Genomic DNA, 22,597 nt, shown 5'->3' with positions numbered 1-22,597 from the left:
CGCCAGCCCCGCCGGCCCGAGCCGGGTCAATGCCGTGCCGAGAGGGCCGAGGCGGCCGGCGAAGCCCTCGAGCGAGCCCCGGACCTCGCCGGCGGCGCCGTCCAAGGCCTTGAGCGCGCGCGAGGCCGGCCGCGCCGCCTCCTCGATGCGCTTCAAGGACCGCTGGCCCGACTCGCCCACGTCCTTCAACTCCGCCTTCACCTTGCCGCCGTCGATCACGGCGAGGCGGACGGCGAGATTGCGGGTGGTCATGGGGAGTTGTCGCCTGTGGACTGCGTCAAAGGCTGGTGGGCAAAAACTTGCGTTGGTCGGCGGTTGCGGATAACATGCAATTCACTGCGTATTCACATGGAGACTGCCGTGCCAATCCACCTTGAGGACATCCAGTCGCTGACCGAGTTCCAGCGCACCACGCGCGAGTCGATCGCGCGGCTCAAGAAGACCGGGCGGGCGGCGGTGCTGACCGTCAACGGCCAGGCCGAGATCGTGGTCCAGGACGCGAAATCCTATCAGCGCCTCCTCGCCCGCGCCGAGGAGGCGGACCGGCTGATGGAGCTGCGCCGCGGCATCGCCGACTATCGCGCCGGCCGGGTCCGCGGCCTCGATGAGGTATTGGACGACCTCGAGACGCGGCATCTCGGGCAGCCGAAGCGCCGGGGCGCGCGCCAGGGAGCATGAGCCGCAGGGTCGCCATCACCCCGACCGCCGAGGCCGATCTCGACGACATCCTGCATTTCATCGCGGTTGACAATCCCGCGGCGGCGCGGCGCTTCGTGACCACCCTGCGCGCGCGGATGAAGACGCTGGCGAGGATGCCGGAGCGCTGCCCGCGGGCGCCCGAGGATGGTCTCGACGGCCTCGAGATCCGCCATCTGATCACCAGCGGCTATCGCATCCTCTTCACCGTCGATGCCGATCTCATCGTCATCCTGCAGGTCCGTCACGGCGCCCGCCTCCCGGCGACGGAGGATTGACGCCAGCCGAACCCGTCAGTTCTCGCGCCCGTTCCGCTCATTGAGCGTCCGCACCAGCCCCGCCTCGCCGGCGGGCAGCAGTTCGGCAAGGGCGTGGAGGTCATAGCCGAAGGCGGCGCCGAGGGAGAGCGCGACGGTGAGGTCGATGCCGATGACGGCGCCGGGCGCGAGGCGGAGCTGGCCGGCCGAGCGTGTGAGCACGTCCCAGGCCTGCCAGCCGGCGTCGGTCAGCGGCTCGTGGGCGATGTAGGGGCAGAGTTCGCCGCCCGCGCCGGGCTCGCCGCGGGCGCAGGGGCGCCCGTCGCGCCGGCAGCCGTCGCAATACTGGGGCCCGCCGCCGAAGTGCCAGTTCGCGCGGGCCGTCAGGCGTTTTTTTCGGCGTCCAGCAGGAGCGCGGGGCCGAGATACTGGCGCTCGAAGGCTTCGGCCAGCGGCCAGAGATCCATCAGCGCCGCGACGCCCTCGGGCGTGACCTTTGCCGGCTTGCCCTTGGCATCGCCCACCCCCTCCCAATCGTCGACGGCGAGACAGGCGAGCGCCTTGACGAACGCCGCCGTCCGCTCACCCGCCTTCGCCAGGGCATCCGCCTTCGCTGAAGCTTCGGCGGACAGGTCCGTGGGGATATCCATGGAAGCATCGGCGATGCCGGGATCGGCGCCGCGCGCCATCGCCGCCCGGGCGGCCATGACGAGGGCCGTAGTGCAGGGCCGGACATGGACGCGCACGCCATGGCCGAGATCGAGCCACCAGGGCTCGCGCTTGAGATCAAGTCGGATCATGGAAATTCCCTATGCATAATTGGCAACATCATTGAGCAGGCTGGCGCGCAGCATGGTGCCGACAGTGTCGTCGAAGGCGGCGCGCCAGTCGAAGCTCGCCTCGACCCCGCCGGGGCCGGAGACGGCGTATTTGGGCTTGGGGAGAAAAACGCGGGGGAACTCGAACTTGAGCTCGAAGCCTCCCGCCATGGTGAAGCCGTAGTCGAGTGCGACCGGGTCGCCGTTTGCGGCCTCGGCCACCAGCGTCGCGCCGTCGAAGCGCACGGTCATGGCACCCTCGGCAGAAGCCGTGGTGGGATCGGCCGCCTCGATCTTGCCGTCATCGCGGATGACGCGAACCCGTTCGAGATTGTTGGAGAAGGTGAAGCTGCCCCCCGTCACGCCGGCAAGCGCCGCGCCGCCCCGGCGGATGAAGCCGCGGCCCTGGGAAAAGCGCTTGAGCACATAGGTCCCTGGCGCCGCATCGATGGTGGCGGCGGCGCTCTCCTCGCCCTGGGCCACGAGCTGCAGCCGGGCGTTCGCCGCCCCCTCCTGGCCCATCTCGACTTGCAAGCTTTCCACCACCGTGCCGGGATGGCGGAAGAAGACCGGGGTCACGAGCTTCGGGTGCCCGATCTCGAGGGTGAAGCTCGGGATGTCGCCGGCGCCCGATTCCCAGACATGGGTGAAAGTGCCGTCGAGATTGTCGGTGGTGACGGGATCGCCGAAGAGGGCGGTGAGCCAGAAGCCGGTGGCGCGCAGATCGAGGGGCGCGTCGAGCTGGCCCTCGTCGGTGACGAGCCCGCGGAACGGGTCTTGGGCATTGCGCCCGCGCCCGAGCAGCGGATCGTCGCCGAGCGGCTGGGCAGAAGAGAGGTCGGTCGACTTGAAGTCGAGGCTCTTATAGGGGCCGGGCGGCGCCACGCCATAGGCCGCCTCGCGGGCGGCCTTGAGCGTCGCGTCGGCGCCATAGGCACGAACCTTCGGCATTGGGGAACACTCCTGTTATATAATGAGAAATCAGCCGGCCAACGGATCGCTCACCAGATAGTCGACGGTGACGACCAGCCGGGCGTTCAGGACCGGCGCCGCGCCCTCGATGGCGAGCGCGCCAGTCTCGGGTGCGGACGGGACCATGTTCTCGGCGAGGCCACCGAGCGACGGATCGGCCATCAGCGCCGCGCCGATAAGCCCAAGCAGGGCGTCGAGCGCGGCCTCGCCGCCGCCCTGTGCATCGCGCGGCACATAGGCCTCGATCTCGACCCGGTGGCTGTAGAACTCGGTGCGCGGGTTCAAGGTGACGTCCGGCGCGCCTGGATCGCCGTCGCGCAAGATGACGAGGCCCGCCGCCGGCACCTTCTCGGGCAGCACCTCGTTGCGGCGGACGGCGGCGGCGAGCCCGGTGCGCAGCACGTCGAAGATCGCCGACAATATATCTTCGCGTCGCGACATCGACGGTTATTCCCCTTGCGGATCGCGCCAGTTGCGGACCACCAGCCCCGGCAGCCGGGCCTGCCAGCGGGCGGCGGCGCCGGCGACGTCGAGGCGCTTCTTTAAACTCACCTGCGGCACCAGGATGAAGATCGGCACGGTGGTAAGCCCGCGTCCCGTGCGCAGCGCCGTGGCGCTGGCGCGGCCGAACCCGCCGCGCTTGCCGGTGCGGGCCCGGAGGTCGGCGACGAGGAGCGAGGGCGCGCCGCGGCGGAAGATGAAGCGCAGGCGCTGGCCGTTGCGCCGCTCCCAGCCGCCGGGCGTGATCTTCTCGGCCCCGTCCCCGAATTTGCCCGCCGCCTCGGTCGGGATGGCGAGGAAGAATCCCTTGGTCGAGCGGATGACCGCCCCTTCCTCATAGACCCGCACGATGCCGGGCGCCTTCGACCAGACGAAGCCGGCGGCAGCGATGCTCGTCCTGCCCTTGGGGAAGGTCTCGCCGCGCCAGGTCCTGGCGAGGCGTGCGCCGAGCCCGGCATCGGTGATCTGGCTCCGGAGCTCGGTCTTGAGCCCGTCCGTTGCTGCGCGCATGCCGGTGGTGACGGCCTGTTCGGCCGCCTTGATCTCCGCCGCCATCATGCGGCCGAGATCGCCGGTCAGCGCCGCCTCGAGCCTCATAGGGCAACCACCTCCGCCGTCCAGACCAGCCTCTCGCCGTCGCGCACCGGCTCGCCCTGGACGATAAAGGACTCGCCATTGAACTCGAAGCCGTCGCCCTCAGACAGCGCCGGCACCTCCGCCGTCCGCACCTCGATCACCGTGGTCGCGGCAAGCAGGCGGGTCTCGCCGAAGTTGCCGATCCGGTCCGGCCGGCGCAGGATGACCCGTACCATCACCGGAGCGCCCGTGCCGCCCGCCCGCCAGACGGCATCGCGCGCGATGTTGGGATCGGCGAAGAGGTCGTCGACGGCGGCAGCGAATATCGTCATTATTCAAGTCCGGCGGAGAAATGGGGAGCGACGATGGTGACAGTGAATCCCAAGACCGACATCCTTCAGATCAAGATCACTCTGCTCCACCTCAAGCCCGTGGTGTGGCGGCGCGTGCTGGTGCCGGCCGGCCTCAGCCTCAAGCGCCTGCACGACACCATCCAGGCGGCGATGGGCTGGTACGACCAGCACATGTACGAGTTCCATGTCGGCGAAAGGCGCTACGGCGCGCGGGATTTCGACGACGGTCTGGACCCGGGCGTCGCCGATGCCAACAACGTCAAGCTGTCGTCGCTGGTCGCCAACGGCGTCGAGCGGTTTCTTTACGTCTACGACTTCGGCGACGACTGGCGGCATGAGATCGTCATCGAAGCCGCCAAGGCGGCCGAGCCCGGTATCGACTATCCCATCTTCGTCGATGGCGAACGCCGCTGCCCGCCCGAGGACTGCGGCGGCCCGCCGGGCTTCGAGGCCCTGCTGGAAGCGATCTCCGATCCCGATCATCCGGATCATGAGGACGTCCTCGACTGGCTTGGCGAGCCCTATGATCCCGACGACATCGAACGCTATATCATCGACGCCCAGCTTTCGCGCATCGCTCGCTCCCGCCGCGGCGGGATGAAGGCGCGCGGTCGGCCGCGCAAGACAGGATAACCAACAGCCCTCTGGTTTCCTCTCCCTTTCGGGAAAGAGGAAGAACGGTTGCGGCGGATGCTCGGGATTACAGCGCCGTGGCCCAGTGCTCTTCGCTCACGATCGAGATCGGCAAGCCGCGGTCCCTCCAGTCGACAGCGCGTTCAATTTTTCGGCCGAAGGACGAATGCGCCCAGCTGTCGGTCGCGTAGATGCCGATGACGAGATATCGGGTCGATTGAACCAACGAGCCGACCTCGCCGCCGCGTGCCACGACCGCCTCTTCGCAGTGGCTCCGACTGCCGAAGGCGAAGGTTCCAGTGAAGCAGAAGCGGCTGCCCTCGAATTCCAACTCAGGCTGCGGGCTATCGATCGGCAGCCGTGTCGCCTTCAAGGTCTCGCCGAGTTCGAAGTCGCCCGCCGAAAAGTGCCGCAGAGTCTCCAGGAGGTCCCGCGATTCCTCCGCGTCGAGATAGCGGTCGACCAGCATCTCGTTCACTCGCGCGAGCAGCGTAGCGACCACTGGATTGTCCGATACGGCCCTGTTCGCGACCAGCCACTTCTGGAGAAATTCAGCTTCCGCCTGTGTCACCATGCCGTCGGCGACAATCCCGTGCGCCAAGCCGAGCAACTCATTGACCTGTCGATCGTCGATCCGCGCTCGATTGAACAGCCGGTGCAAACTGGTGTCGGACATGAAATGTTCCCCCCTTGGGCTGACATTGCCGTCTTGGGAAATAGCATAGATCAACCTACGGAGATCGGAAAGTCATAGGGCTGTCTCTCCCACTCTTCAAAATCATCCCCGAAGCAATTTACTTTCCAATCCGCTATCCAGACCGCTCAAGGATCAATTGCTCGAAAAGATGCGCACCGCGAGCCGCGGGCGCTTGTTGACCGGCAGGATCGAGGCCTCGGTCTTGACCTCGATGGCGGAACCGTCGGGCCGGGCGATCTGGCGGGCGTAGATGGGAAGGCCCACGGTGTTGACCGTCTCGATCAGGTTGGCGGGCGCGCCATAGGTGGTGAAGGTGTCGAGCGTGCCGAGCGGGAAGGCGATGCCCTCGCCCCCAGGGATCAGGGTCTCGGTCGCCCCGGTCGAAAGCGTCACCGTGGCGTTGTACTCCTCGAACAGGATGCCGGCGAAGGGGAAGCGCCGGCGGGTGTCCTCCCTGAGCGGCTGGCCGCCGGTCGAGGAATAGTATTTGTACGCCTCCTCGACCTTGGCATGGCCGATCAGCTTGTCGAAGAATTCGGGGGAGACGAGGGCCAGCACCCCGGTCATGGTCTCGCCCTTGAGCTCGGTCTCGACCTTCCGAAGCACGTCCCGCACCTTGGCCTGGACCTGGGTGCCGGCGGTGCCGAGCACGAAGTCGGTCTCCAGCTGCGCGAGGCCGAATTCGGTGAAGTAGTTGTAGAGCGTGGTCCCGCCGCCGTCCTTGACGATGCCGCGGAGCGCGTTCACCTCCATATATTCCCGGGTCTGGGCGTGCTTGACCCGCATGCGGGTGAGCTTGCGCTCCATGACTGTGGCCAGGGGATCGGCGGCGTCGGCGACGGCGAAACCGCGCACCCCCTGGATGTCCTGGGGCGTGATCACGTCGTCATGGGGAATCCACGGCACGGTGAAGGAGCGCATCGAGCGCACATCGCGATTGGCGACGGTGGCGGGACCGCCGAGCGGCACCGTGGGCAGCAGGTTCAGGACGCCTTCCGCTTGCTCGATGACGACCGAGCGCTGGGTCACGCCCTCGAAGCGGAACAGGCCCATCTGCCCGAGCCGGGTGTAGACATTGGGCAGAATGTTGATGGCCTGGGTCATCTCGGCGAGCGAATAGCCGCCCGCGTCGAAGGGGTTGATGATGACGGGCATGGGATGGGGGCTCCTCAAAAAAGATTAGCCCCTGCGGCAATCCACCGGGGCTGGATGAACGGACGGGATGCGTGAGGGTCAGGCGTCAGGCGGTGTCGCGCGCAACGATGCCGGCGGCGGCGAGCTCCGCATGCTTGGCGGCGGTCTCGGCCGGCTGGTCGACGGAGGGGTCGAAGACGAGCGCCGCCTTGGACACGATCGCCGGCCCGCGCGCGACGACCAGGCCGGGGGCGTCGCCGGCGGTGGCGTCGACCGCCTCGATCAACACGGCAACAGCGACCTCCGCCCCCTCGTCGCCGGCAACGGCGGCGGCGGGCGAGAGACGGTATCTGTCGGTCGCCGCGATCCGGCCGAGCACGGCGCCGAGCGGATAGCTGGCGCCGGCCTTCAGGGTCACGGTCTCGCGGTTGAAATTGCGCTCGAGCTCATATTTGAGCAGGTCGCCGAGCGTCGGCGATTGGGTGAGAACGGGCATGTCGAATGCTCCTCCAAGTGATGTGTGGGATCAGGCGCGGGAGGCCGAGGCGCGTTCCCGCGCCCGGCGGACGATGGGGCTGTCGCCAGCGGTCGGCGCCTGTGGTGCCGCGGCGACGACCACATTCGCCTCGGCGCGCGTGGCCAGCGCATCGAGCACCGAGCGGCGCAGGGCGTCCGGCCGGATGCCCTTGGCCATGGCGTCGGCGGCGTCGATGGCGACCCCGAGCCGGCCCGCCTGCGCCGCGACGGCGGCGATCTCGGCATATTCGGCACGCAGCCGGGCGGCGGCATCCGCACTTTCGCGGGGACCCGCCGACGGCTGGGGAGATGCCGGTGCCGCCGGGGTTTCGGACGGGACTTCCGGGACTGGCGGCGTCGACGGGGACACCTCGGTGGGGGTCGGAGTTTCCTGCTCGATAGTGGCGGCTGTCTCGGCCGCTGTTTCGGGTTCGGTCGTCATTTTGATCATGCTCCTTGGCGGTTGGATGGTTCGGGTGCCGCGCGCGGCCCCCATGGGTTGAGGCGGCGGGTCGAGCGTGGCAGCGAGATCGGCGAGCGCCACGTCCACGGTGCCCAAGAGGTCGGCGAAACCGGCCTCAATGCCGCGTCGGCCGCGGAAGATTGCGGCCTCGGTGGCGCGCACCGCCTCCGGTGTCATGCCGCGGTTGGCGGCGACCAGAGCCACGAGCTCGGCATGGAGGGCGTCGACGTCCGCCTGGATGTCGGAGAGGGCCCGGTCCGAGAGCGGCGCATGGGCATTGCCGTCGACCTTCTTGGCGCCCGCATGGATCAGCGTCCATTTGAGGCCGGCTTGCGCGTCGGCGCCGCTCTCATCGACATGGACGGCGACGACGCCGACCGAGCCCACCTCGGCGGTGCGGGTGACGTAGAGCCTGTCGGCGGCGCTGGCGATCGCATAGGCCGCCGACAATGCGGCCTCGCTCGCCACGGCCCAGAGCGGTTTTCCCGCTGCGCCGCGCAGGGCTGCAATCCGGTCGACAAGGTCGAACAGGCCGCCCACCTCGCCGCCGGGCGAGTCCACCTCGAGCAGCACGGCACGGACGGATGGGTCCGCGAAGGCCGCCTCGACGGCGCCGGCGACCTCTCCATAATCCATGATGCCGAGAAAGGCGGTGATCAGATCGCCCCGTGTCACCAGCAGCCCGACGACAGGCACGACCGCGATGCCGGCATCAGTGATCGTGAAGCCGGGTGACGGCCTCGGGGTGTCATCATGCAGGGCAAGGCCACGAGCATCCACCTTCGCCAGGGCTTCGGTGGACACGTCCGACGGCACGGCGGCCAACAACCCTTCGAGCGCACGCGGAGCCAATGCCAGCGGCCGGCCGGAGAGCCGCGCCAATAACGATCGATGCATGTCTTTCGAATCCTCAGTCTTCCGCGGGCGTAGCCGGTCCCTCGACGGCGCCCGGGACAGGCTGATCTTCCGGCTCGGCGGGTATTGGCGAAGCAGGCTGCGCTGTGCCGAAGACGAGGCCGAGCCGCCGCTCCCGTTCGCGGTCGGCGGCGATCTCGGCATCGACCTGCTCGGCGTCGTAGCCGCGCTCGGCCAGCGCCTGGGTCCGGCTCTTCAACCCCGCCTCGATCTGCTCGATCTCGGCGCGGGCGTCTTTCAGGGGATCGACCCAGTCCCATTTGGGCGGCAGCCAGGCGCAGGCGATGTAGTCCCTGCGGCGCGCCTCGTAATCGGGGAGATCGAGGGCGCCCGCGAGCACCGCCATGTCCATCCAGCGCGCCCAGACCCGGCGGCAGAGCTGCCAGACCATCACCGAATGCTGCCACGCCCCGACCCGGCGGCGGAACTCCAGCAAGGCCAGGCGCGAGTTCGAGTAGTTCGCCTTCAGCATGTCGTTCGAGAGATAGGCGTAGGGAATGCCGAGCGCCGCCGAGACCTGGAGGAGTGTGCGGTACTGGAAGGGTTCATAGGTCTGGCCGACATCGGCCGGGGCCGAGGTCTGGATTTCCTCGCCCGGCTCCAGCATCACGATCTGGCCGGGCTCGAGGTCCATGGTCCGCTCGCCCGCCTCGTCGCTCTCGGCGACGTCGAACGGTTCCGCCGGCGCCGGGGTGGTGATGAAGAGGGCGTGCATCGCCGCGACCTTCTTGCGATCGAGCTCGGCGTCGTCATATTGGTCGAGGAGGAACAGCTTGACGATGCCCGGCGCGAAGCGCGAGACGCCGCGGAGCTGTCCGGCATCGACCGGGTCGATCACATGGATGACCTCGGACGCCGGCACCCGCACCGTCTCGCCAACGAGGCCGGGATCGGTGACATCGCCCGGATGGCGGCGCAGGAAGTGATAGGCGACCCGCCGGCCGATCCTGTCGAACTCAATGCCCTGGCGGATGACGTTGCCGCCGGCGATCTGCTCATTTCTGGTCAACGGCAGCATCTCCGACGGGATCATCTGCAGCTGCAGCGGCACGATGAGACCATCCGTCGCCCGGCGCGGGCGGAAGCGGAAGAACACCTCGCCGGCCATAAACACCTCGCGCGCGGCGCGGCGCTGGAGGCCGTAGAAGTCGGTGAACCCTTCGGCATCGGCCTCGTCGGTCCAGTCGAGCCACAGCCGCTGCACGTCCGCCTTCAAGCCGGCGTCCGCGATCAGCGCCGAGGGCTTGATGCCGTCGCCGACGACATTGCCGGCGAAGGATTCGATGGCGTTGGCGGCATAGCCGTTGTTGCGCACCAGCCAGCGCGCCCGCGCGGTGATGTCGGCGCCGGCGGCGGCGATCAGCGTGTTCAAATGCGCCCGGCTCGGCTGGAAATGCCGCAGCCGCCGGCTCGCCTGCCCGGCCTCGAAGCCGCCGAAGAACCCATTGGCCAGGGCGCCGATCCAACTTCGCTTCGCTTCGCCGGACACGGCGCGGCGACGCCATCCGCCTTCGCCAAGGCTTCGGCGGACAAGATTCCATATCGTTCCCGACACCGGTTACAACCCCTTGCTCGCCCGGACGCGGACGATGCGCCGCCGACTACCCGCCGACCCGTCGGCGATGCGCCGCTCGAGGTCGGCGAGCGCCGCCGCCATCTCGGCATCGGTCGCATAGGTGATGCGCCGGCCCTCGATCTCGACGGTGCGCACGCCGCGCCAGCGGGCGGCGAGCAAGGCGTCGCGGCGCGCGATCATGTCTTCGAGCGTCATGTCGGGCTCATTTCAGATAGGTGGGCGTGAACACCCGTCGGCCGCGCGGCGCTCGGCGGCGCAGCAAGCCGGCGGACGGTGTGGCGGGCGATCCTTGGCTTTCCGTCGTGTCGACGACCGCTGGTTCCGCATCCATGTCGTCGTCCTTGGTGCCCACCCCGGATCGAGGTCCGGGGCAGGCCTGTTGTTCCAGATCCCGCCACGTCGCCTCGGGCCAGCGGTCGATGCCGGCGATCCACGCGGCGGCTCGGGCATAGACCCGGCAGTCGAGGACTTCATTGCGCTCGCGCAGTTTCTGCCATTCGAGGCGCTGGAAGCCGCGCTTCGTCTTGACCGTCACCAATTGCTCGGCGACGAGCTGCTTGATCCATTCGGCCTCGGCACCCTTCGGCAGATGGACATAGCCGGCGGGGTAGGACAATCCCTCGGCGGTTTCTTCATCGGTCGGGCGGCCAAGCCGCAGGAAACGGTAGCTCTCGCTCTTGAAGGTGGCGACGGCGACGGTCCACAGCCGGGCGCCGCGGCGCAGCTTCTTGCCGCTTGTCGTGACGTCGACATAGCTCGGGCCCATGACGGGCGCGGCGCGGTTGAAGCCCTCGACGCCCTTCACCGGCGCCACCTGGGCAAACCCGGCGGCCCGCGCCCAAGCATAGACCGCCGGCGCCTCGTAGCCACTGTCGATGGCGAGCCTGGCGAGCCCGAGCCGCTGGCCATGGGCGTGCGGCCAGGTCTGCGACAGCAGTCCGGTCAACGCATTCCAGGCCTCGGTGCGCTCGGGACCGCCGGTCCCCCGACTTGATCGGGGGATAATGATGTGATCTACCAGCCAGCTGGTCAGGCCCCGGCCCCAGGCCCAGACCGAGACCTCGATGCGGTCCTTCTGCACGTCGGCCCCGGCGGTGAGGAACAGACCGCCCGCCGGCACCGTGCCGACGGAGAAATCCTCGCGCCGCTCATAGAGCCGCTGCCAGTCCGGCGCCTCGCCGCTCTCGATCCAGGTCTCGCCGAGCATGGTGTTGCGGAACGCCTTGATCGCCTCATCGGAACCCAGAGCCGCCTCCCACGCCCGCGCGACCGCCTCCCAGGAGAGCCAGCCGACCGGCGAATAAAGCGCCGAGAGATGAAAGCCGATGGTGAGCGGATCGGACGAGACGGACGTCGCCCGCCATTCGCCGGCTTCCAGCATCGCCGTCTTGTGATGCTCGGCGATCGCCCCTTCGCAGCCCTCGCAGAAATAGCGCGCGGTCTCGGGCTTCCCCTTCTCCCACCTCAAGCGCCCGAACTTGAGCCACTGCCGGTGGCCGCAATGCTGGCACGGCACGAAGTAGCGCCGCTGGTCCGACGCCTCGTATTCCCGCTCGATGCGCGAGATGCCCTTGATGGTCGGCGTCGAGACCAGAAAAATCTTGCGCCGGTGAGCGAAGGTCAGAGACCGGGCCTCGGCCAAGGTCACCGGGTCGCCCTCCTCGTCGGCCGAGAGCGGATAGGCGTCGACCTCGTCGAGGAACAGATAGCGCGCCGGAATGGAGCGCAAGCCCACCGCCGAATTGGCCCCGGTCAGCACCAGGATGCCGCCGGCGAAGTCCTTGGACAGCACGGTGTTGCCGGAATCGCGCGAGCGCGAGGGCTTCACCTTGGTCCGGATCGCCGGGCATTCCTCGATCAGCGGGTCGATGCGCTGGCGCGACGCCCTTTTGGCAAGCTCGACCGTCGGCTGCACCGCCAGCACCGGCCCCGGCGCCTGGTGGATGACGAAGCCGATCATGTTGATGCCGGCTTCCGTCGCTCCGACCTGCACCCCCTTCATGAAGACGATGCGCTGGGCCGGGTGCGCCGGCGACAGCGCGTCCATGATGGCGCGCATATAGGGCGTGCGCGCGGTCCGGTAGCGCCCCGGCTCGGCCGCCGCGCGCGAGGACAGCACCCGGTGCCGGTCCGCCCATTCGGACACTGTGAGCACCGGGTCGGGGGTGAGCCCCTGGCCCCAGTTGCGGAGGAGGTCCTCCCAGCCGTCGAAGCCGCCGAGCGCGGTGGAAGCCTCCTTATCGGAACTCGGGGCGGACCTCGGCGAGCTCGGCGAGGTGGGCGCGGACATGGGCCTCCAGAACTCTCTGCATGGCGTGCGCCTCGACCCCGAGCTCGGCCGCCATCAGCGCCGCGACCCGCGCCGGCCAATTGATCCAGGCGTCGCGCTCCTGCCGCGCCAGCCGGAACACCAGGCCCGTCGCGCCGGCGCGGTCGACGAGTTCGCCCCGGCGCTCCTGGAGACGGAGCCGCGTCAGATGCGCCTTGGCGATCTCATGCGCGGTGCGGGCCTCGACGAAGCTGATCCGGTTTGACGGCAGGCCGTGTTCCTTGAGCATCTCCCGCACCGAGCCGAGGGCCGCCTCGGCGACCGGCTTCATCTCGGACCCTCCGGCGGCGCTTAAGGCTGGCCTGGCACCCCGCTTGGCGGGATCGGTGGCGGCGGCGCGGCGACGATCCGACGCGGCGGCGTCGATGCTGCCGTCGGCGAGCAACACCAGCCGTCCGGCCGCCTTCGCCTTCTGCACCGCGCCGCGCGAGATGCCCGCATGGGCGGCATATTGCCGTTCGCTCATGCCCGACATATAGCTTCCCAAAGGAACAACGAGTTAACGATAGCCGCCACCAGCTGGCAACCTCACACAGAGCCTCCAAGCCTACCGGAGCGGGAGCTTCCCTCTCAGAGGAGGCGGAACTGCTTCGCGCCTGGGATATGCTCAATGACTTTCACGACCTTGACCTCTTTGGTCAGGCCGGCTGACGTCAGTTTCTGCTCTTCACGAATTTGGCAGCGCAGCGTGTCGTTGGCGGACAGCGCTATCTTGCCCTCCAGTGCTTGATTGAGAAATTCGGCATCTTCCATATCGGCTGTGAACGGCTTGTCACCGCCATCCGTAAATCGCCACTTGTAGCCGTCGCGGAAATGTGAGGTGACGATCTTCAGCCAGACCTCGCGCTCCATCACATCGATTTGCGGTTCTTCGTCGACGGGTTCAGGAACCTTAAACGCAGATCGGTCGTTAGCCGTCAGCACGAGTTCGTCCTCGGAACCCTTCTCGCCGATCTTTAGCGAAGTCACACCCGGAACTCCGAGGGCCTTGCTGCCGAAGTCCTCAAGCGCTTCGCGTGTGGGCAGATTCTCAAGCAAATCAACCGTCCTTTTGTCGACGATGATGGTGGTCTGATTGACCGTTATGGAGGTCATACCATCACCGCGATCCTCAACCTTATCGGGTCGACGGCCTCGCAGCAGTTTGACAGCCCCAAACAGGCTCGTCAGGGAGACTCCAAGAATGGTCCCCCCCTTGATAAGGAGGTCGAGAAGCTGGTCGGCAGCTACAACACGGTCCGGGCTTTCGGCGACGGCATCGAGTATGTCCCGAATCGCATCGACCATAGAGACGTCGATGCTAAGAAGGGCTTCAAAGCTGCCCTCATTTGTGGCGCGGAGCTTTAGGCGCGCGTGAACTCGCCCCCCGTTGAGGGCGCGGTTCGCTGCCTGAATGACGTCGCCGAGGGCGAGCAGTGCGGGGGCGAGGTCGTTGACATCGATCTCACCTTCCGCAAATGGCTCACCTTCAAAGGCCACCCTGAACGAAGATCTGCTCACTCCGCCCCCCCTCCCGCTTTCGTTTGTGTAAGTACTAGCACCACGTTTCCAACATGGAAACGCTAGTGATTAGGTTGTTTTGTCAGCCCTCTGCACCGCGCCGCGCGAGATGCCCGCATGGGCGGCATATTGCCGTTCGCTCATGCCCGGCATGGGGTAACCCGTCCCTTGGATAGAGGGCGCTCGAACGCGCACCGCCGGGCCCGAGAGCCCGGCGGCATGGTGTCATCGATGGTTCAGTTCAGCGGCCGCCCGCGATTGACGTGGATGACCCGCTGGATGGTGTCGTCATCGGTTTCGCCCGGCAGCCGATGCGCTTCGATCCGCTCCCAGTTATCGTCTTCAATGGGCACCAGCCACGTCCCGTCCGGCTGGCGGGTCCCCGTCGAGCGGAAAGGAAGAACCGCCGCCTCGGCGATGGCGCGATAGGTGGCGTCGGACACTTTGATGATTTTCATCGCCCGCCTCCTTCACGCTTGAAGGAGGCGATAGACGCGGCCCCGCCCCTCGACCTTTTCGGAGGTCACCTCGAGGCCGAGCTTCTTCTTCAGCGCCCCGGCGATTGCGCCGCGCACCGTGTGCCGCTGCCAGCCGAAGGCGGCGACGATCTCCGCGATGCTGGCGCCTTCGGGGCGCTGGAGCATGGCGATCAGCTGCGCCTGCTTGCTGCCCTCGCGCATCTTGCGCGCCGGTGCCGTCTTGGGCACCGTCGGCGTGGGTTCCCCGCCCGTGGCGTCATGGCTGCCGGCGGTCTCGTCGTCGCGCCCCGCCTGCGCGGCCGAAGCCGCTACGGCGCGGCGAAGGCCCGTGGCGCCCGTGTCGGCGTCGCTGGGAACGTCGTCGACCTCAATACCCAAGGCCGCAAACGCCGCATCGGTGGCGACGAAGGTGATGCCCTCACCGTCGCCGGACTCGCGCCAGATCGGGTCGCCGCGCTTGGCGACGGCCTGTTCAATCAGGCCCTTGGCGATCAGGCTGTCGATCACCTTGCTCGCCGCCCCGCCCTTGAGGTTGGCGGGCAGCGGCAGGATGCTCCGGTCGTCGCGCTGGCAGGCGGCCGACAGGATGACGAGCTGCGTGTCGGAAAGTTTGATGGTCATCGGGCAGTTCCCTGTTTGGAAGGGGCCGGGACCATCCCGGCCCTTCTACTGCCCCGAGCCCCGCCCTCCTTCGCCGAGGCTTCGGAGGGTCAAGGCGTTGGCGGACGCGGTGCCGCTTACAAGGCGTGCTCGCCCTCATGGAAGGCGGCGTCCGTGATGCGCTTAAGAAGCTCGGCGTAGTGGGACAGCGTCCCGACGTGCCCCCAGTTGACCTCCTCGGGGGATGTGTCGAAATGGTCGTCGCTCAGGGTCTTGAGCCGGTCGAGCATCGTGTCGATCTCGGCCTTCCTGGCGATGAAGGCGTCGAGGGGCTGGCTGTTGTCGGGGCGTTCGCGCATGGGAATCTCCATCGATTGCGTGGTCCCATACACGCGCTGCGCGGGCCCGGAGCCAAGCGATAACTCGATCATTTCGTTGCTGTTTTCGGCGAAATTGGATCGTTTCGTTATCCGCGGGTACCGCCTCACGTCATCGCCCGCTCACCCATCGGACGACAGTTCAGCCGCGAGAGTTCGCAGCGCATGCGCCGCCGCCAGCGGGACCACTCCGTTGCCGCAAAGCCGGAGCCGGTCCACCCGCCACTGGAGCGCGGCAGCGGTCCGGGGTCCGTCCAACCCATCGGCCAGCCCATCAGCGCCTCGACGAACAGCGGGTTCAAGGTCCGGCGCTGACCGGAGATATCGGTCCCAGCCGGCGCGGTCGTCAGGACCTGGCGGCCAAGCAGCCCGTTCACCGGCGTGTTCGCAAGGCTGGTCGCGCCGTCCTTGTAATCCCGCGTCGTCGGCGTCATCCACATGCGGCTGGCGTGGGTCAGATCGGCCGCCTTGCGGTTGCCCGCGCTCGGCTTGCAGCCGTCGTTCGCCATCGGCGTCGGCCAGTCCCGCGCCATCCGGTCCAGACCCTTCTCGGACTTTCGCTCGCCACTCCGGCTCCGAAAACTGTCGGTCTGCGGCGTCGGCCACAGCGCTGACGCCGTCGCGAGGTTCATCCCATGCCGGCCCGCCGCCTGCGACGGTGTCGGCTTCGTTTGCCGGTTCTCGTTGGCGCTCGCCCGAGGCGTCGGCCAGAGCCGCAGCATTTCCGTCCGATTGCCGCCACTCGAGCGGGCCCCCGAGCAGGCGCGCGGGGTCGGCCAGGATGTCGCCTTCACGGATGGCGAGGATGAAGAGCCGCTCGCGCTTGTGGGGCGCGCCGACTTCCGCCGCCGTGAACAGTCCCGCCGCAAGGCGGTAGCCCATGCCGACCAGGTCTCCGGCGACCTCGGGAAATCCGAGGCGCAGATGATGGGCGACATTTTCGAGGAAGACGAAGGGCGGCTCGCACTCGGCCGTAACGCGCGCGACATGCGGCCAGAGGTGGCGCGGGTCGGCCGCGCCGAGCCGCCGCCCGGCGACCGAGAATGGCTGGCACGGATAGCCCGCAGCGAGGATGTCCACGCCGCCGCGCCAAGGGCGGCCATCGAAGGTTCCAACGTCGTCCCAGACAACAGCCGGATCCAGGGCCGCGTCTTCCATCCGCGCCACGAGCACGGCCGCGGCATAGGCTTCCCGCTCGACGTAACCCACAGTGCGGTATCCGGGGCAGGCGATGTGCAGGGCGAGATCGAGACCGCCGGCCCCGGCGCAGAGGGAGAGCCCGTACAGGCGATCCGTTCCGCCGCCCGGATCGCTTCCGGCGGCATGTAAAGCCAGGTCATGCACGGTCCCGAAATCGCGTGGCGGCGAGTTCGGCGAATGTCGCGCCGGTTCCGTCAAGAACAGCCGTCCGACCGGTGAAGCGCTGCCAACGATCCACCGTGACATCGACATAGGCGGGGTCGATCTCCATCGCGAGGCAGCGCCGGCCGACGGTCTCCGCGGCGATGACGGTAGAGCCCGAACCGGCGAAGGGCTCGTAGACGGCGTCGCCCCTGGCGCTGTTGTTGACGATCGGCCGGCGCATGCATTCGACCGGCTTTTGCGTGCCGTGCACGGTGGCGGCGTCCTCGTCGCCATTTCCGATGGACCACAACGTCGACTGGTCGCGCGCGCCCTGCCAGTGGCCGGTCGTACTTTTCCTGACCGCGTAGAAGCAGGGTTCGTGCTGCCAGTGATAATCGCCACGGCCGAGCACGAAGCGAGGCTTCGCCCAGATGATCTGGGCACGCACCGCGAAGCCGCGGGCCTCGAGGCTCTCGGCGACGGTGCGCGCGTGTACCCCGGCGTGCCAGACATAGGCGACATCGCCGGGGAACAGCGCCCAGGCCGCGCGCCAGTCGGCGCGGTCGTCGTTCGAAACCCGGCCCGTGCGCGCGGTCGCCGAGACGCCGGCCTCGTTGCGCCAGGAGGGGTCGTATTCGACCCCGTAGGGCGGGTCCGTCACCATCAGGTGCGGCCGCCCGCCGACCATGAGCCGTGCGACATCGTCGGCCACGGTGGCGTCGCCGCACAACAGCCGATGCTCGCCGAGCCGCCACAAATCTCCGGGACGGGTGACCGGCTCGGCCGGCGGCTCGGGGATTTCGTCCTCGTCATCTGGCGCACCGTCCGTGTCCTCCAGGCCGTCGAGCAGGCGGTCGAGCTCGTCCTCGCCGAAGCCGAGCAGGTCGAGATCAAAGGCGTCGTCCTTGAGCCGTTCCAGTTCGGCCGCCAGCAGCGCCTCGTCCCAGCCGGCATTGAGGGCGATCTGATTGTCGGCGATGCGGAAGGCGCGGACCTGGGCGTCGGTCAGATGGCCGAGCCGGATCACCGGCGCTTGGGTCAAGCCCAGTCGCTGCGCCGCCAGGAGCCGTCCATGGCCCGCGATCAGCACGCCATGCTCGTCGACGAGGCAGGGGACGTTGAAGCCGAACTCGGCGATCGAGCCCGCGATCTGCGCCACCTGCTCGGGCGAATGGGTTCGGGCGTTGGCAGCATAGGCGGCAAGCCGCTCGATCGGCCATTGCTCGATGTGCAAGCCGTCACGCGGCATCGCTGACACCGCGCCGCGCGGCGATCTCTTCGAACCCGCCGCCGTCCTCAAGGGTTGCCGGCCGGTCGGGATAGAGGGCGTTCCAGCGCCGGGCGGCGACGTCGACATATTCGGGCGCGAGTTCGAGGGCGCGCACATGCCGGCCCGCCCGCTCGCCGGCGACGATAGTGGTGCCGGACCCGGCGAAAGGCTCGAACACGAGGTCGCCCTTGTCCGTCCAGGCGTTCATGACGAACTCGGGCAGCGCCACCGGGAACACCGCCGGATGCTCGGTCTCGATGCCGCGCGCCTTGTGGCGGGTGATGCGCAGGACATTGTCGGGGATGCGCATGTCCTGCACGCCCTGGCCGGCATGGGTCCATTCACCCACGGTGCCGTCCTTCGCGCGCATGCCGCCATGGGCGTCATTGATGTGGCCGGCCCATTTGCACGCGACGATCTTGTTCGGCTTGCGGGCGACGCGGTTGAAGTGGAACAACAGCTCGAAGCTCGGCGCCAGCCGCCCGTTCCAGTCGCCCGGCAGGCCCGGCCCCTGGTCCCAGACATAGAACCCGAACCGACGCCAGCCCCGGCCCCGCATCCATTCGATCCAGCCTTCCCAATAGGGCTGCCATTCATTGTCGCGATGGACGAGGCCGAGGTTCACCAGCACTTGGCCGTCCTCGGCCATGACAGCATCGAGAGCACCGAAGGCGCCACGCATCAAGGCATCCCAGTCGCCGATGCCGCCGGTCGTGTAATTCCGCTGGTTGCCGTAAGGCGGGCTGGTAAAGAGGAGTGCCGCGCGGTCATCGCCCATCACCCGGGCAATGGCGGAACCGTCGGTGCTGTCGCCGCAGAGCAGGCGATGGCCGCCCATGACCCAGAGATCGCCGGGCCGCGTCACCGTCTCCCGCGCCGGTTCGGGCACGTCGTCGGCGGTTTCGCTGTCCTCGCCCGCTGCCGGATCGATGGCATCAACTACCGAAGTATCCGAACCCTCGTCGAGCAGCGTCATCAGCCGGTCGAGTTCGGCCTCCTCGAAGCCGAGGCCATCGAGAGAAAGGTTCTCATCGTCGAGAGCCCTGAGTTCGGCGGCGAGCAGGTCCTCGTCCCAGCCGCCGATTTCGGTGAGCTTGTTGTCGGCGATGCGGTAGGCCCGGACCTGGGCCTCGGTCAGGTGCTCGACCCGGATCACCGGCACGGTCTCAAGACCGAGCTGCTTTGCCGCCAGCACCCGGCCGTGGCCGGCGATGAGCACGCCGCCGCCGTCGATCAGGCACGGGACCAGCCAGCCATATTCGGCAAGGCTGCCGGCCAAGAGCGTCACCTGCCGCTCGGAATGGAGCCGCGCGTTCGCCGCAAACGGGACGAGCTTCTCGATCGGCCATTGCTCGATGGCCGAGGCCTGGAAACGGAGATCGTGCATGATCGAGGTGGATTTCCGTGGTGGATTCCCGGTGGACTCTGGGCTGGACTCCGGAGGCCACCCCTGGGGTCCAGGATAACGCTTTGAATTGTCGCGTATTTCGGCCGCTGGCTGGCTTCCGGGGTGGCTTCCAAGTGGACTCCGGAAACCACCCTCAGGGGCCATCCTAACGCTTTGAATTGGCGTGGGTTTCATCCTTCGAGCGGGTGTGGCTTCCGGGTGGCTTCCCAAAATTTTGCGCTGGCGGTGGAAAACTCCCGGACCAATGCCCCCAGCATAGGCTGAGTGCCAGGGAGGACCCGTGATATATCAAAGGCTTGACAGTCTGGCGAAAAACCTGTTGGTCCCAATATGGGACTATGGTAGAGTGCGCCGATGCGGGTCATCGCTCTCGGTACATTGAAGGCGTTCCTGGACAGCGACCCCGCTTGTGCGGATGCGCGCGAGCCGGTGATGGCGTGGTACCGGCAAGTGCTCCGCGCCGATTGGGCGACGCCGGCCGAGGTCAAGCGGGACATCCGCACCGCCAGCGTTCTCAGGGACGGGCGGGCGGTGTTCAACATCGCCGGCAACAAGTACCGTGTCGTGGTTTGGATCAACTACCCGTACCGCGTCGTCTACATCCGCTTCATCGGCACGCACCGCCAGTATGACGGGATCGACGCGCAGACCATTTGAGGAGAGCAGGAATGGACGTCACACCGATCAAGACCAAGCGGGATTACCACCGGGTACTCAAGGAGGTCGAGGGTCTCATGAGCGCCGCGCACGGCACGCCGGAAGGCGACCGCCTGGACGTGCTCGTCACGCTGGTCGAAGCGTGGGAGGCCAAGCACTATCCGATCGACCTCCCCGATCCCGTCGAGGCGATCAAGTACCACATGGAGAGCAAGGGCCTTGAGCCCAAGGACCTCGTCCCCTGCATCGGCAGCCGCAACCGGGTCTACGAGATATTGAACCGCAAGCGGCCTCTGACCCTCAAGATGGTCTGGCGGCTGCACAAGGGCCTCGGCATCCCGGCTGAATCCTTGATCAAGGTGGCGGAAAACCGGGCGGCATGATCCTTTGCGAGCGCACCCGTGACCATCAAGCGCGAAGACATCGACGAACGGACGGTCGCCTTCTCCGACATTGCCACCGGGCGCCGGCTGCCGCCGGTCCATCCCGGCGACATCCTGCGCGAGGATTTCCTCGAGCCCTTGGGGCTGAGCGTCTACGAACTCGCGGGCGCGCTCCATGTGCCGCGCTCGCGGCTCAACGACATCGCGCGCGGGCGCCGCGCCATCACCACCGACACGGCGCTCCGGCTGGGGCGGTATTTCGGGACGTCGCCGGAGTTCTGGATCAACCTCCAGGCGCGCCACGATCTCGACGTCGCCGACCGCACGGTGCGGCGCAAGATCGAACGCGAGGTGGCACCGCGCGCGGCGTAAACGGGTACAAATGGGTGTCGCGCCACCACGGGCGCAGAAATCCAAGCGTGGGCTCAATATGGCGCTTGGCGGGCGCAGGTGTCCACCACCAAACGCCCTGACCCATCGCTTTGTGTGAGACATTTTGCGCACCTCTTCGTTATCGCGCGCCCGACAGCGCCCGCGCACGCCTCGTGAGATAGCGGCGCGACCAGCTCTTGGGCAGCGGGCGCTTCTCGAGCCGCCAGAGGATGACGCACAGCCCGTACTCCTGGCGCCGGTGGGCGGTGGCGCGAGCGATGCCGAAGCGGGTGCAGATTTCCCGCCAACGCATACCCTCGGCCCGGGCCCAGACCAGCCTGGCGTCCTCGCCGTCGAGCCAGCGCAGCCATTCGAGCGTCGCCTCCATGCGGGTGATCGCATCGGGCGGCGGGACGGGCCTTCGCATCCGCGACGGCGCCTGGCCGACGAGGTCGGCGAACTCGTAGATGACCTTGGGCCACAGATTGAAATAGCCCTGCACGCGGACCTCGGGCAGCCGCTTCATCACGTCCGCCGCCTCGATCAGGCGTTCCTCGACATGCTCCTTCGTCCACTCAGCCATGGCGGACATCCCTGCAATCCGGACGTGGCCCATAAAGCTTCTCGCCGAGTTGGCGCACCAGTTCGCGCTCGGGCCATGAGAGCCGCGCATCGTCCACCGCGACGGCGAGCAATCCCTGCTCGCGCCAGCCCTCGCGCTTGACCTGCTCCGGGGAGCGCCGCTCGCCGCCATAGCCTTTCGGAAACCACCTCATCGCCCGACCTCCTGATCTTCCGCGGCGATCTCGGCGCCAAGTGCCACATATGCGGCGGCGTCCACCTAGCTGTCCCGGTGATCGGGCAGGTGTGCAAGGCGCGCCAGCTTCAAACCGGCCATGCACAGGGCGACCTGATGGGGGGTGACGGCGTGGCCGAGGATCGCTGACCATATGGCGGCGATCCGGGCATGCATCCGATGGGCGTCGCCATATTCCTCGGCACGGACCGTGGTGACCGGCGAACTGGCATCGGCGAGAATCTCCTCGCGGGTCATCGCACACCCCCGCTCGTCTCGATCGCCCAGAGGAGGATGGCGATGGCATCGGCCTCGTTGTCGTCGGCGGGAACAAATCCGCGGGCGCGGACGGCGGCGATCACCGCCGCCTTGTCGGCATTGCCCTTTCCGGCGATGAAACGTTTGATGGTGCCAACCGGGACGCCCTGGTAGGCGATCTCGTTCTGCTCGCACCACGCCGTCAAGGTGGCGAGAAAGCCGCCATAAGTGTGGGCGGCGTCGGTGCCGATATGTCGCCGCACTTCCTCGAAATGGACGCTGCCGATGCCGCCGGCCTCGCTGGCAAGCCGGTCGAGCCAGCTCCGGAAGCGCAGATAGCGCATGCCGCCGCCGTCATAGCGGCTGGGCCGGAACGACACCGTTCCGCTGACGATGGTCCCGTCGGCGGTGCGGATTGCCCAGCCGGCAACGGTGCCAAGGTCGAGGGCGAGGATTGTCGCCTTGGTCGCCGAGATTTTGGCGGAAGGCGGCGACAGAGGCGGTGCAGTGATCGCCGGCGCGCTTGCATCCGTTGCCGGCAGTGTCAGAGTCGTCGAAGCCATGATGGTCTCCATGATCGGGGGTCTTCGTGGTCAGAGCCTGTCCCGGACTTGATCCGGGAGCGGCGGCGTGGTCCCCGGATCAGTGTCCGGGGCAAGCCTTGGCGGAGCTGATCGTCGCCGCCCGCTTTCGGATCATTGGGAGGGCCGGGCGGCC

The 22,597-nt window shown here is 67.7% G+C and carries 32 protein-coding genes and 1 pseudogene; 6 read left to right on the top strand and 27 right to left on the bottom strand.

The window, feature by feature from the left end; all coding sequences use genetic code 11:
- Positions 1 to 252, bottom strand: a 252-nt coding sequence (locus IEX96_RS12460; protein ID WP_229773726.1) for a hypothetical protein, incomplete at its 3' end; no start/stop codon positions are given.
- Between the two features lie 96 nt (positions 253 to 348).
- Here IEX96_RS12460 and IEX96_RS12455 point away from each other — a divergent pair.
- Together IEX96_RS12455 and IEX96_RS12450 are read left to right on the top strand one after the other, a co-directional pair.
- Positions 349 to 678 carry a type II toxin-antitoxin system Phd/YefM family antitoxin gene (locus IEX96_RS12455; RefSeq protein ID WP_188874024.1) on the top strand — a complete coding sequence of 110 codons (330 nt, stop codon included), beginning with the start codon at positions 349 to 351 and terminating at the stop codon, positions 676 to 678.
- Positions 675 to 974, top strand: coding sequence for a type II toxin-antitoxin system RelE/ParE family toxin (locus IEX96_RS12450; RefSeq protein WP_150006476.1), 300 nt, complete (start codon positions 675 to 677; stop codon positions 972 to 974). Before IEX96_RS12455 ends, IEX96_RS12450 begins: the two co-directional genes overlap by 4 nt.
- A 15-nt stretch (positions 975 to 989) precedes the next feature.
- Here IEX96_RS12450 and IEX96_RS12445 read toward each other — a convergent pair whose 3' ends face one another.
- The 6 genes from IEX96_RS12445 to IEX96_RS12420 all read right to left on the bottom strand — a co-directional run bounded on the left by IEX96_RS12445 (position 990) and on the right by IEX96_RS12420 (position 4,152).
- The gene (locus tag IEX96_RS12445; RefSeq protein WP_150006477.1) at positions 990 to 1,175 is read right to left on the bottom strand and encodes a DUF7697 family protein; all 186 of its coding nucleotides are present in this window, start codon (positions 1,173 to 1,175) and stop codon (positions 990 to 992) included.
- Positions 1,176 to 1,336: 161 nt separating this feature from the next.
- Complete coding sequence (locus tag IEX96_RS12440; RefSeq protein ID WP_188874023.1) at positions 1,337 to 1,753, bottom strand: phage-derived protein YdaY family protein; 417 nt, start codon at positions 1,751 to 1,753, stop codon at positions 1,337 to 1,339.
- Positions 1,754 to 1,762: 9 nt separating this feature from the next.
- The gene (locus IEX96_RS12435; protein WP_150006463.1) at positions 1,763 to 2,722 is read right to left on the bottom strand and encodes a phage tail tube protein; all 960 of its coding nucleotides are present in this window, start codon (positions 2,720 to 2,722) and stop codon (positions 1,763 to 1,765) included.
- A gap of 30 nt (positions 2,723 to 2,752) precedes the next feature.
- The gene (locus IEX96_RS12430; protein ID WP_150006462.1) at positions 2,753 to 3,184 is read right to left on the bottom strand and encodes an acyl-CoA transferase; all 432 of its coding nucleotides are present in this window, start codon (positions 3,182 to 3,184) and stop codon (positions 2,753 to 2,755) included.
- Between the two features lie 6 nt (positions 3,185 to 3,190).
- On the bottom strand, positions 3,191 to 3,841 hold the full coding sequence (locus IEX96_RS12425; protein WP_188874022.1) for a DUF6441 family protein: 651 nt from the start codon (positions 3,839 to 3,841) through the stop codon (positions 3,191 to 3,193).
- Complete coding sequence (locus IEX96_RS12420) at positions 3,838 to 4,152, bottom strand: head-tail joining protein (protein WP_150006445.1); 315 nt, start codon at positions 4,150 to 4,152, stop codon at positions 3,838 to 3,840. Before IEX96_RS12420 ends, IEX96_RS12425 begins: the two co-directional genes overlap by 4 nt.
- 33 nt (positions 4,153 to 4,185) lie before the next feature.
- Between IEX96_RS12420 and IEX96_RS12415 the strand changes: the two genes are divergently transcribed.
- Positions 4,186 to 4,806 (top strand): plasmid pRiA4b ORF-3 family protein, encoded by a 621-nt coding sequence (locus tag IEX96_RS12415; RefSeq protein ID WP_150006444.1) that lies wholly within the window; start codon positions 4,186 to 4,188, stop codon positions 4,804 to 4,806.
- A gap of 67 nt (positions 4,807 to 4,873) precedes the next feature.
- Here IEX96_RS12415 and IEX96_RS12410 read toward each other — a convergent pair whose 3' ends face one another.
- The 16 genes and pseudogenes from IEX96_RS12410 to IEX96_RS12335 form a co-directional block, all read right to left on the bottom strand.
- Positions 4,874 to 5,482 (bottom strand): BRCT domain-containing protein, encoded by a 609-nt coding sequence (locus IEX96_RS12410; protein WP_150006443.1) that lies wholly within the window; start codon positions 5,480 to 5,482, stop codon positions 4,874 to 4,876.
- Positions 5,483 to 5,635: 153 nt separating this feature from the next.
- Positions 5,636 to 6,658 carry a major capsid protein gene (locus IEX96_RS12405; RefSeq protein ID WP_188874021.1) on the bottom strand — a complete coding sequence of 341 codons (1,023 nt, stop codon included), beginning with the start codon at positions 6,656 to 6,658 and terminating at the stop codon, positions 5,636 to 5,638.
- Between the two features lie 85 nt (positions 6,659 to 6,743).
- Positions 6,744 to 7,133 (bottom strand): head decoration protein, encoded by a 390-nt coding sequence (locus tag IEX96_RS12400; RefSeq protein WP_188874020.1) that lies wholly within the window; start codon positions 7,131 to 7,133, stop codon positions 6,744 to 6,746.
- A 30-nt stretch (positions 7,134 to 7,163) separates the two neighbouring features.
- Positions 7,164 to 8,513: a S49 family peptidase gene (locus IEX96_RS12395; protein ID WP_188874019.1), complete on the bottom strand. Its 1,350-nt coding sequence runs from the start codon at positions 8,511 to 8,513 to the stop codon at positions 7,164 to 7,166.
- 13 nt (positions 8,514 to 8,526) lie between these two features.
- The gene (locus tag IEX96_RS12390) at positions 8,527 to 10,020 is read right to left on the bottom strand and encodes a phage portal protein (protein WP_188874018.1); all 1,494 of its coding nucleotides are present in this window, start codon (positions 10,018 to 10,020) and stop codon (positions 8,527 to 8,529) included.
- 69 nt (positions 10,021 to 10,089) lie between these two features.
- The gene (locus IEX96_RS12385) at positions 10,090 to 10,302 is read right to left on the bottom strand and encodes a phage head-tail joining protein (protein WP_188874017.1); all 213 of its coding nucleotides are present in this window, start codon (positions 10,300 to 10,302) and stop codon (positions 10,090 to 10,092) included.
- 7 nt (positions 10,303 to 10,309) lie between these two features.
- Complete coding sequence (locus IEX96_RS12380; RefSeq protein WP_188874016.1) at positions 10,310 to 12,397, bottom strand: phage terminase large subunit family protein; 2,088 nt, start codon at positions 12,395 to 12,397, stop codon at positions 10,310 to 10,312.
- Entirely contained in the window at positions 12,345 to 12,911 is a 567-nt protein-coding gene (locus tag IEX96_RS12375) for a hypothetical protein (protein ID WP_188874015.1), read from the bottom strand. The genes IEX96_RS12380 and IEX96_RS12375 overlap by 53 nt, the downstream gene beginning before the upstream one ends.
- A 95-nt stretch (positions 12,912 to 13,006) precedes the next feature.
- Complete coding sequence (locus IEX96_RS12370) at positions 13,007 to 13,936, bottom strand: LAPAL motif-containing putative phage structural protein (protein WP_188874014.1); 930 nt, start codon at positions 13,934 to 13,936, stop codon at positions 13,007 to 13,009.
- 236 nt (positions 13,937 to 14,172) lie between these two features.
- Positions 14,173 to 14,394, bottom strand: a complete 222-nt coding sequence (locus IEX96_RS12365) for a hypothetical protein (protein WP_150006465.1) — start codon at positions 14,392 to 14,394, stop codon at positions 14,173 to 14,175.
- 12 nt (positions 14,395 to 14,406) lie between these two features.
- On the bottom strand, positions 14,407 to 15,036 hold the full coding sequence (locus IEX96_RS12360) for a DUF3489 domain-containing protein (protein ID WP_188874013.1): 630 nt from the start codon (positions 15,034 to 15,036) through the stop codon (positions 14,407 to 14,409).
- Positions 15,037 to 15,152: 116 nt separating this feature from the next.
- Positions 15,153 to 15,374, bottom strand: coding sequence for a hypothetical protein (locus IEX96_RS12355; protein ID WP_150006453.1), 222 nt, complete (start codon positions 15,372 to 15,374; stop codon positions 15,153 to 15,155).
- A 125-nt stretch (positions 15,375 to 15,499) separates the two neighbouring features.
- On the bottom strand, positions 15,500 to 16,024 hold the full coding sequence (locus IEX96_RS12350) for a hypothetical protein (protein ID WP_188874027.1): 525 nt from the start codon (positions 16,022 to 16,024) through the stop codon (positions 15,500 to 15,502).
- A 208-nt stretch (positions 16,025 to 16,232) separates the two neighbouring features.
- Positions 16,233 to 16,838: pseudogene (locus tag IEX96_RS14345) on the bottom strand (DNA cytosine methyltransferase); the annotation flags it as partial.
- Positions 16,729 to 17,985, bottom strand: coding sequence for a site-specific DNA-methyltransferase (locus tag IEX96_RS12340; RefSeq protein WP_188874012.1), 1,257 nt, complete (start codon positions 17,983 to 17,985; stop codon positions 16,729 to 16,731). The pseudogene IEX96_RS14345 and the gene IEX96_RS12340, both read right to left, overlap by 110 nt.
- Positions 17,975 to 19,393: a site-specific DNA-methyltransferase gene (locus IEX96_RS12335; RefSeq protein ID WP_150006416.1), complete on the bottom strand. Its 1,419-nt coding sequence runs from the start codon at positions 19,391 to 19,393 to the stop codon at positions 17,975 to 17,977. The genes IEX96_RS12340 and IEX96_RS12335 overlap by 11 nt, the downstream gene beginning before the upstream one ends.
- A gap of 375 nt (positions 19,394 to 19,768) precedes the next feature.
- Here IEX96_RS12335 and IEX96_RS12330 point away from each other — a divergent pair, with 375 nt between their 5' ends.
- Genes IEX96_RS12330 through IEX96_RS12320 form a run of 3 tightly spaced genes read left to right on the top strand, consistent with a single transcriptional unit; the run spans position 19,769 to position 20,826 of the window.
- Entirely contained in the window at positions 19,769 to 20,071 is a 303-nt protein-coding gene (locus IEX96_RS12330; RefSeq protein ID WP_150006417.1) for a type II toxin-antitoxin system HigB family toxin, read from the top strand.
- Between the two features lie 11 nt (positions 20,072 to 20,082).
- Complete coding sequence (locus tag IEX96_RS12325) at positions 20,083 to 20,454, top strand: helix-turn-helix domain-containing protein (protein WP_150006418.1); 372 nt, start codon at positions 20,083 to 20,085, stop codon at positions 20,452 to 20,454.
- Between the two features lie 18 nt (positions 20,455 to 20,472).
- Positions 20,473 to 20,826, top strand: a complete 354-nt coding sequence (locus IEX96_RS12320) for a HigA family addiction module antitoxin (protein WP_150006419.1) — start codon at positions 20,473 to 20,475, stop codon at positions 20,824 to 20,826.
- Positions 20,827 to 20,965: 139 nt separating this feature from the next.
- Here the strand turns inward: IEX96_RS12320 and IEX96_RS12315 are convergent, their stop codons facing one another.
- From IEX96_RS12315 to IEX96_RS12300, 4 genes are all read right to left on the bottom strand, one after another.
- Complete coding sequence (locus IEX96_RS12315; protein WP_150006420.1) at positions 20,966 to 21,409, bottom strand: DUF6362 family protein; 444 nt, start codon at positions 21,407 to 21,409, stop codon at positions 20,966 to 20,968.
- The gene (locus IEX96_RS12310; RefSeq protein WP_150006421.1) at positions 21,402 to 21,602 is read right to left on the bottom strand and encodes a hypothetical protein; all 201 of its coding nucleotides are present in this window, start codon (positions 21,600 to 21,602) and stop codon (positions 21,402 to 21,404) included. The genes IEX96_RS12315 and IEX96_RS12310 overlap by 8 nt, the downstream gene beginning before the upstream one ends.
- A 65-nt stretch (positions 21,603 to 21,667) precedes the next feature.
- Complete coding sequence (locus tag IEX96_RS12305) at positions 21,668 to 21,880, bottom strand: DUF6378 domain-containing protein (RefSeq protein ID WP_150006422.1); 213 nt, start codon at positions 21,878 to 21,880, stop codon at positions 21,668 to 21,670.
- Positions 21,877 to 22,455 (bottom strand): hypothetical protein, encoded by a 579-nt coding sequence (locus IEX96_RS12300; RefSeq protein WP_229773724.1) that lies wholly within the window; start codon positions 22,453 to 22,455, stop codon positions 21,877 to 21,879. Before IEX96_RS12300 ends, IEX96_RS12305 begins: the two co-directional genes overlap by 4 nt.
- Positions 22,456 to 22,597 lie beyond the last annotated feature (142 nt).

The organism is Iodidimonas muriae (assembly GCF_014647255.1).
Classification (GTDB): Bacteria; Pseudomonadota; Alphaproteobacteria; order Sphingomonadales; family Rhodothalassiaceae; genus Iodidimonas; species Iodidimonas muriae.
Note: the sequence above shows the minus strand (reverse complement) of the source record. Positions and strands in the feature narration are given on the sequence as shown.

Excerpts from the sequence above, each read along its gene's own strand:
- IEX96_RS12455 (WP_188874024.1), top strand. The coding sequence starts at position 349 with ATGGAGACTGCCGTGCCAATCCACCTTGAGGACATCCAGTCGCTGACC.
- IEX96_RS12450 (WP_150006476.1), top strand. The coding sequence starts at position 675 with ATGAGCCGCAGGGTCGCCATCACCCCGACCGCCGAGGCCGATCTCGAC.
- IEX96_RS12440 (WP_188874023.1), bottom strand. The coding sequence starts at position 1,753 with ATGATCCGACTTGATCTCAAGCGCGAGCCCTGGTGGCTCGATCTCGGC.
- IEX96_RS12435 (WP_150006463.1), bottom strand. The coding sequence starts at position 2,722 with ATGCCGAAGGTTCGTGCCTATGGCGCCGACGCGACGCTCAAGGCCGCC.
- IEX96_RS12430 (WP_150006462.1), bottom strand. The coding sequence starts at position 3,184 with ATGTCGCGACGCGAAGATATATTGTCGGCGATCTTCGACGTGCTGCGC.
- IEX96_RS12425 (WP_188874022.1), bottom strand. The coding sequence starts at position 3,841 with ATGAGGCTCGAGGCGGCGCTGACCGGCGATCTCGGCCGCATGATGGCG.
- IEX96_RS12420 (WP_150006445.1), bottom strand. The coding sequence starts at position 4,152 with ATGACGATATTCGCTGCCGCCGTCGACGACCTCTTCGCCGATCCCAAC.
- IEX96_RS12415 (WP_150006444.1), top strand. The coding sequence starts at position 4,186 with ATGGTGACAGTGAATCCCAAGACCGACATCCTTCAGATCAAGATCACT.
- IEX96_RS12410 (WP_150006443.1), bottom strand. The coding sequence starts at position 5,482 with ATGTCCGACACCAGTTTGCACCGGCTGTTCAATCGAGCGCGGATCGAC.
- IEX96_RS12405 (WP_188874021.1), bottom strand. The coding sequence starts at position 6,658 with ATGCCCGTCATCATCAACCCCTTCGACGCGGGCGGCTATTCGCTCGCC.
- IEX96_RS12400 (WP_188874020.1), bottom strand. The coding sequence starts at position 7,133 with ATGCCCGTTCTCACCCAATCGCCGACGCTCGGCGACCTGCTCAAATAT.
- IEX96_RS12395 (WP_188874019.1), bottom strand. The coding sequence starts at position 8,513 with ATGCATCGATCGTTATTGGCGCGGCTCTCCGGCCGGCCGCTGGCATTG.
- IEX96_RS12385 (WP_188874017.1), bottom strand. The coding sequence starts at position 10,302 with ATGACGCTCGAAGACATGATCGCGCGCCGCGACGCCTTGCTCGCCGCC.
- IEX96_RS12380 (WP_188874016.1), bottom strand. The coding sequence starts at position 12,397 with ATGTCCGCGCCCACCTCGCCGAGCTCGCCGAGGTCCGCCCCGAGTTCC.
- IEX96_RS12375 (WP_188874015.1), bottom strand. The coding sequence starts at position 12,911 with ATGTCGGGCATGAGCGAACGGCAATATGCCGCCCATGCGGGCATCTCG.
- IEX96_RS12365 (WP_150006465.1), bottom strand. The coding sequence starts at position 14,394 with ATGAAAATCATCAAAGTGTCCGACGCCACCTATCGCGCCATCGCCGAG.
- IEX96_RS12360 (WP_188874013.1), bottom strand. The coding sequence starts at position 15,036 with ATGACCATCAAACTTTCCGACACGCAGCTCGTCATCCTGTCGGCCGCC.
- IEX96_RS12355 (WP_150006453.1), bottom strand. The coding sequence starts at position 15,374 with ATGCGCGAACGCCCCGACAACAGCCAGCCCCTCGACGCCTTCATCGCC.
- IEX96_RS12350 (WP_188874027.1), bottom strand. The coding sequence starts at position 16,024 with ATGAACCTCGCGACGGCGTCAGCGCTGTGGCCGACGCCGCAGACCGAC.
- IEX96_RS12340 (WP_188874012.1), bottom strand. The coding sequence starts at position 17,985 with ATGCCGCGTGACGGCTTGCACATCGAGCAATGGCCGATCGAGCGGCTT.
- IEX96_RS12335 (WP_150006416.1), bottom strand. The coding sequence starts at position 19,393 with ATGCACGATCTCCGTTTCCAGGCCTCGGCCATCGAGCAATGGCCGATC.
- IEX96_RS12330 (WP_150006417.1), top strand. The coding sequence starts at position 19,769 with ATGCGGGTCATCGCTCTCGGTACATTGAAGGCGTTCCTGGACAGCGAC.
- IEX96_RS12325 (WP_150006418.1), top strand. The coding sequence starts at position 20,083 with ATGGACGTCACACCGATCAAGACCAAGCGGGATTACCACCGGGTACTC.
- IEX96_RS12315 (WP_150006420.1), bottom strand. The coding sequence starts at position 21,409 with ATGGCTGAGTGGACGAAGGAGCATGTCGAGGAACGCCTGATCGAGGCG.
- IEX96_RS12310 (WP_150006421.1), bottom strand. The coding sequence starts at position 21,602 with ATGAGGTGGTTTCCGAAAGGCTATGGCGGCGAGCGGCGCTCCCCGGAG.
- IEX96_RS12305 (WP_150006422.1), bottom strand. The coding sequence starts at position 21,880 with ATGACCCGCGAGGAGATTCTCGCCGATGCCAGTTCGCCGGTCACCACG.
- IEX96_RS12300 (WP_229773724.1), bottom strand. The coding sequence starts at position 22,455 with ATGGAGACCATCATGGCTTCGACGACTCTGACACTGCCGGCAACGGAT.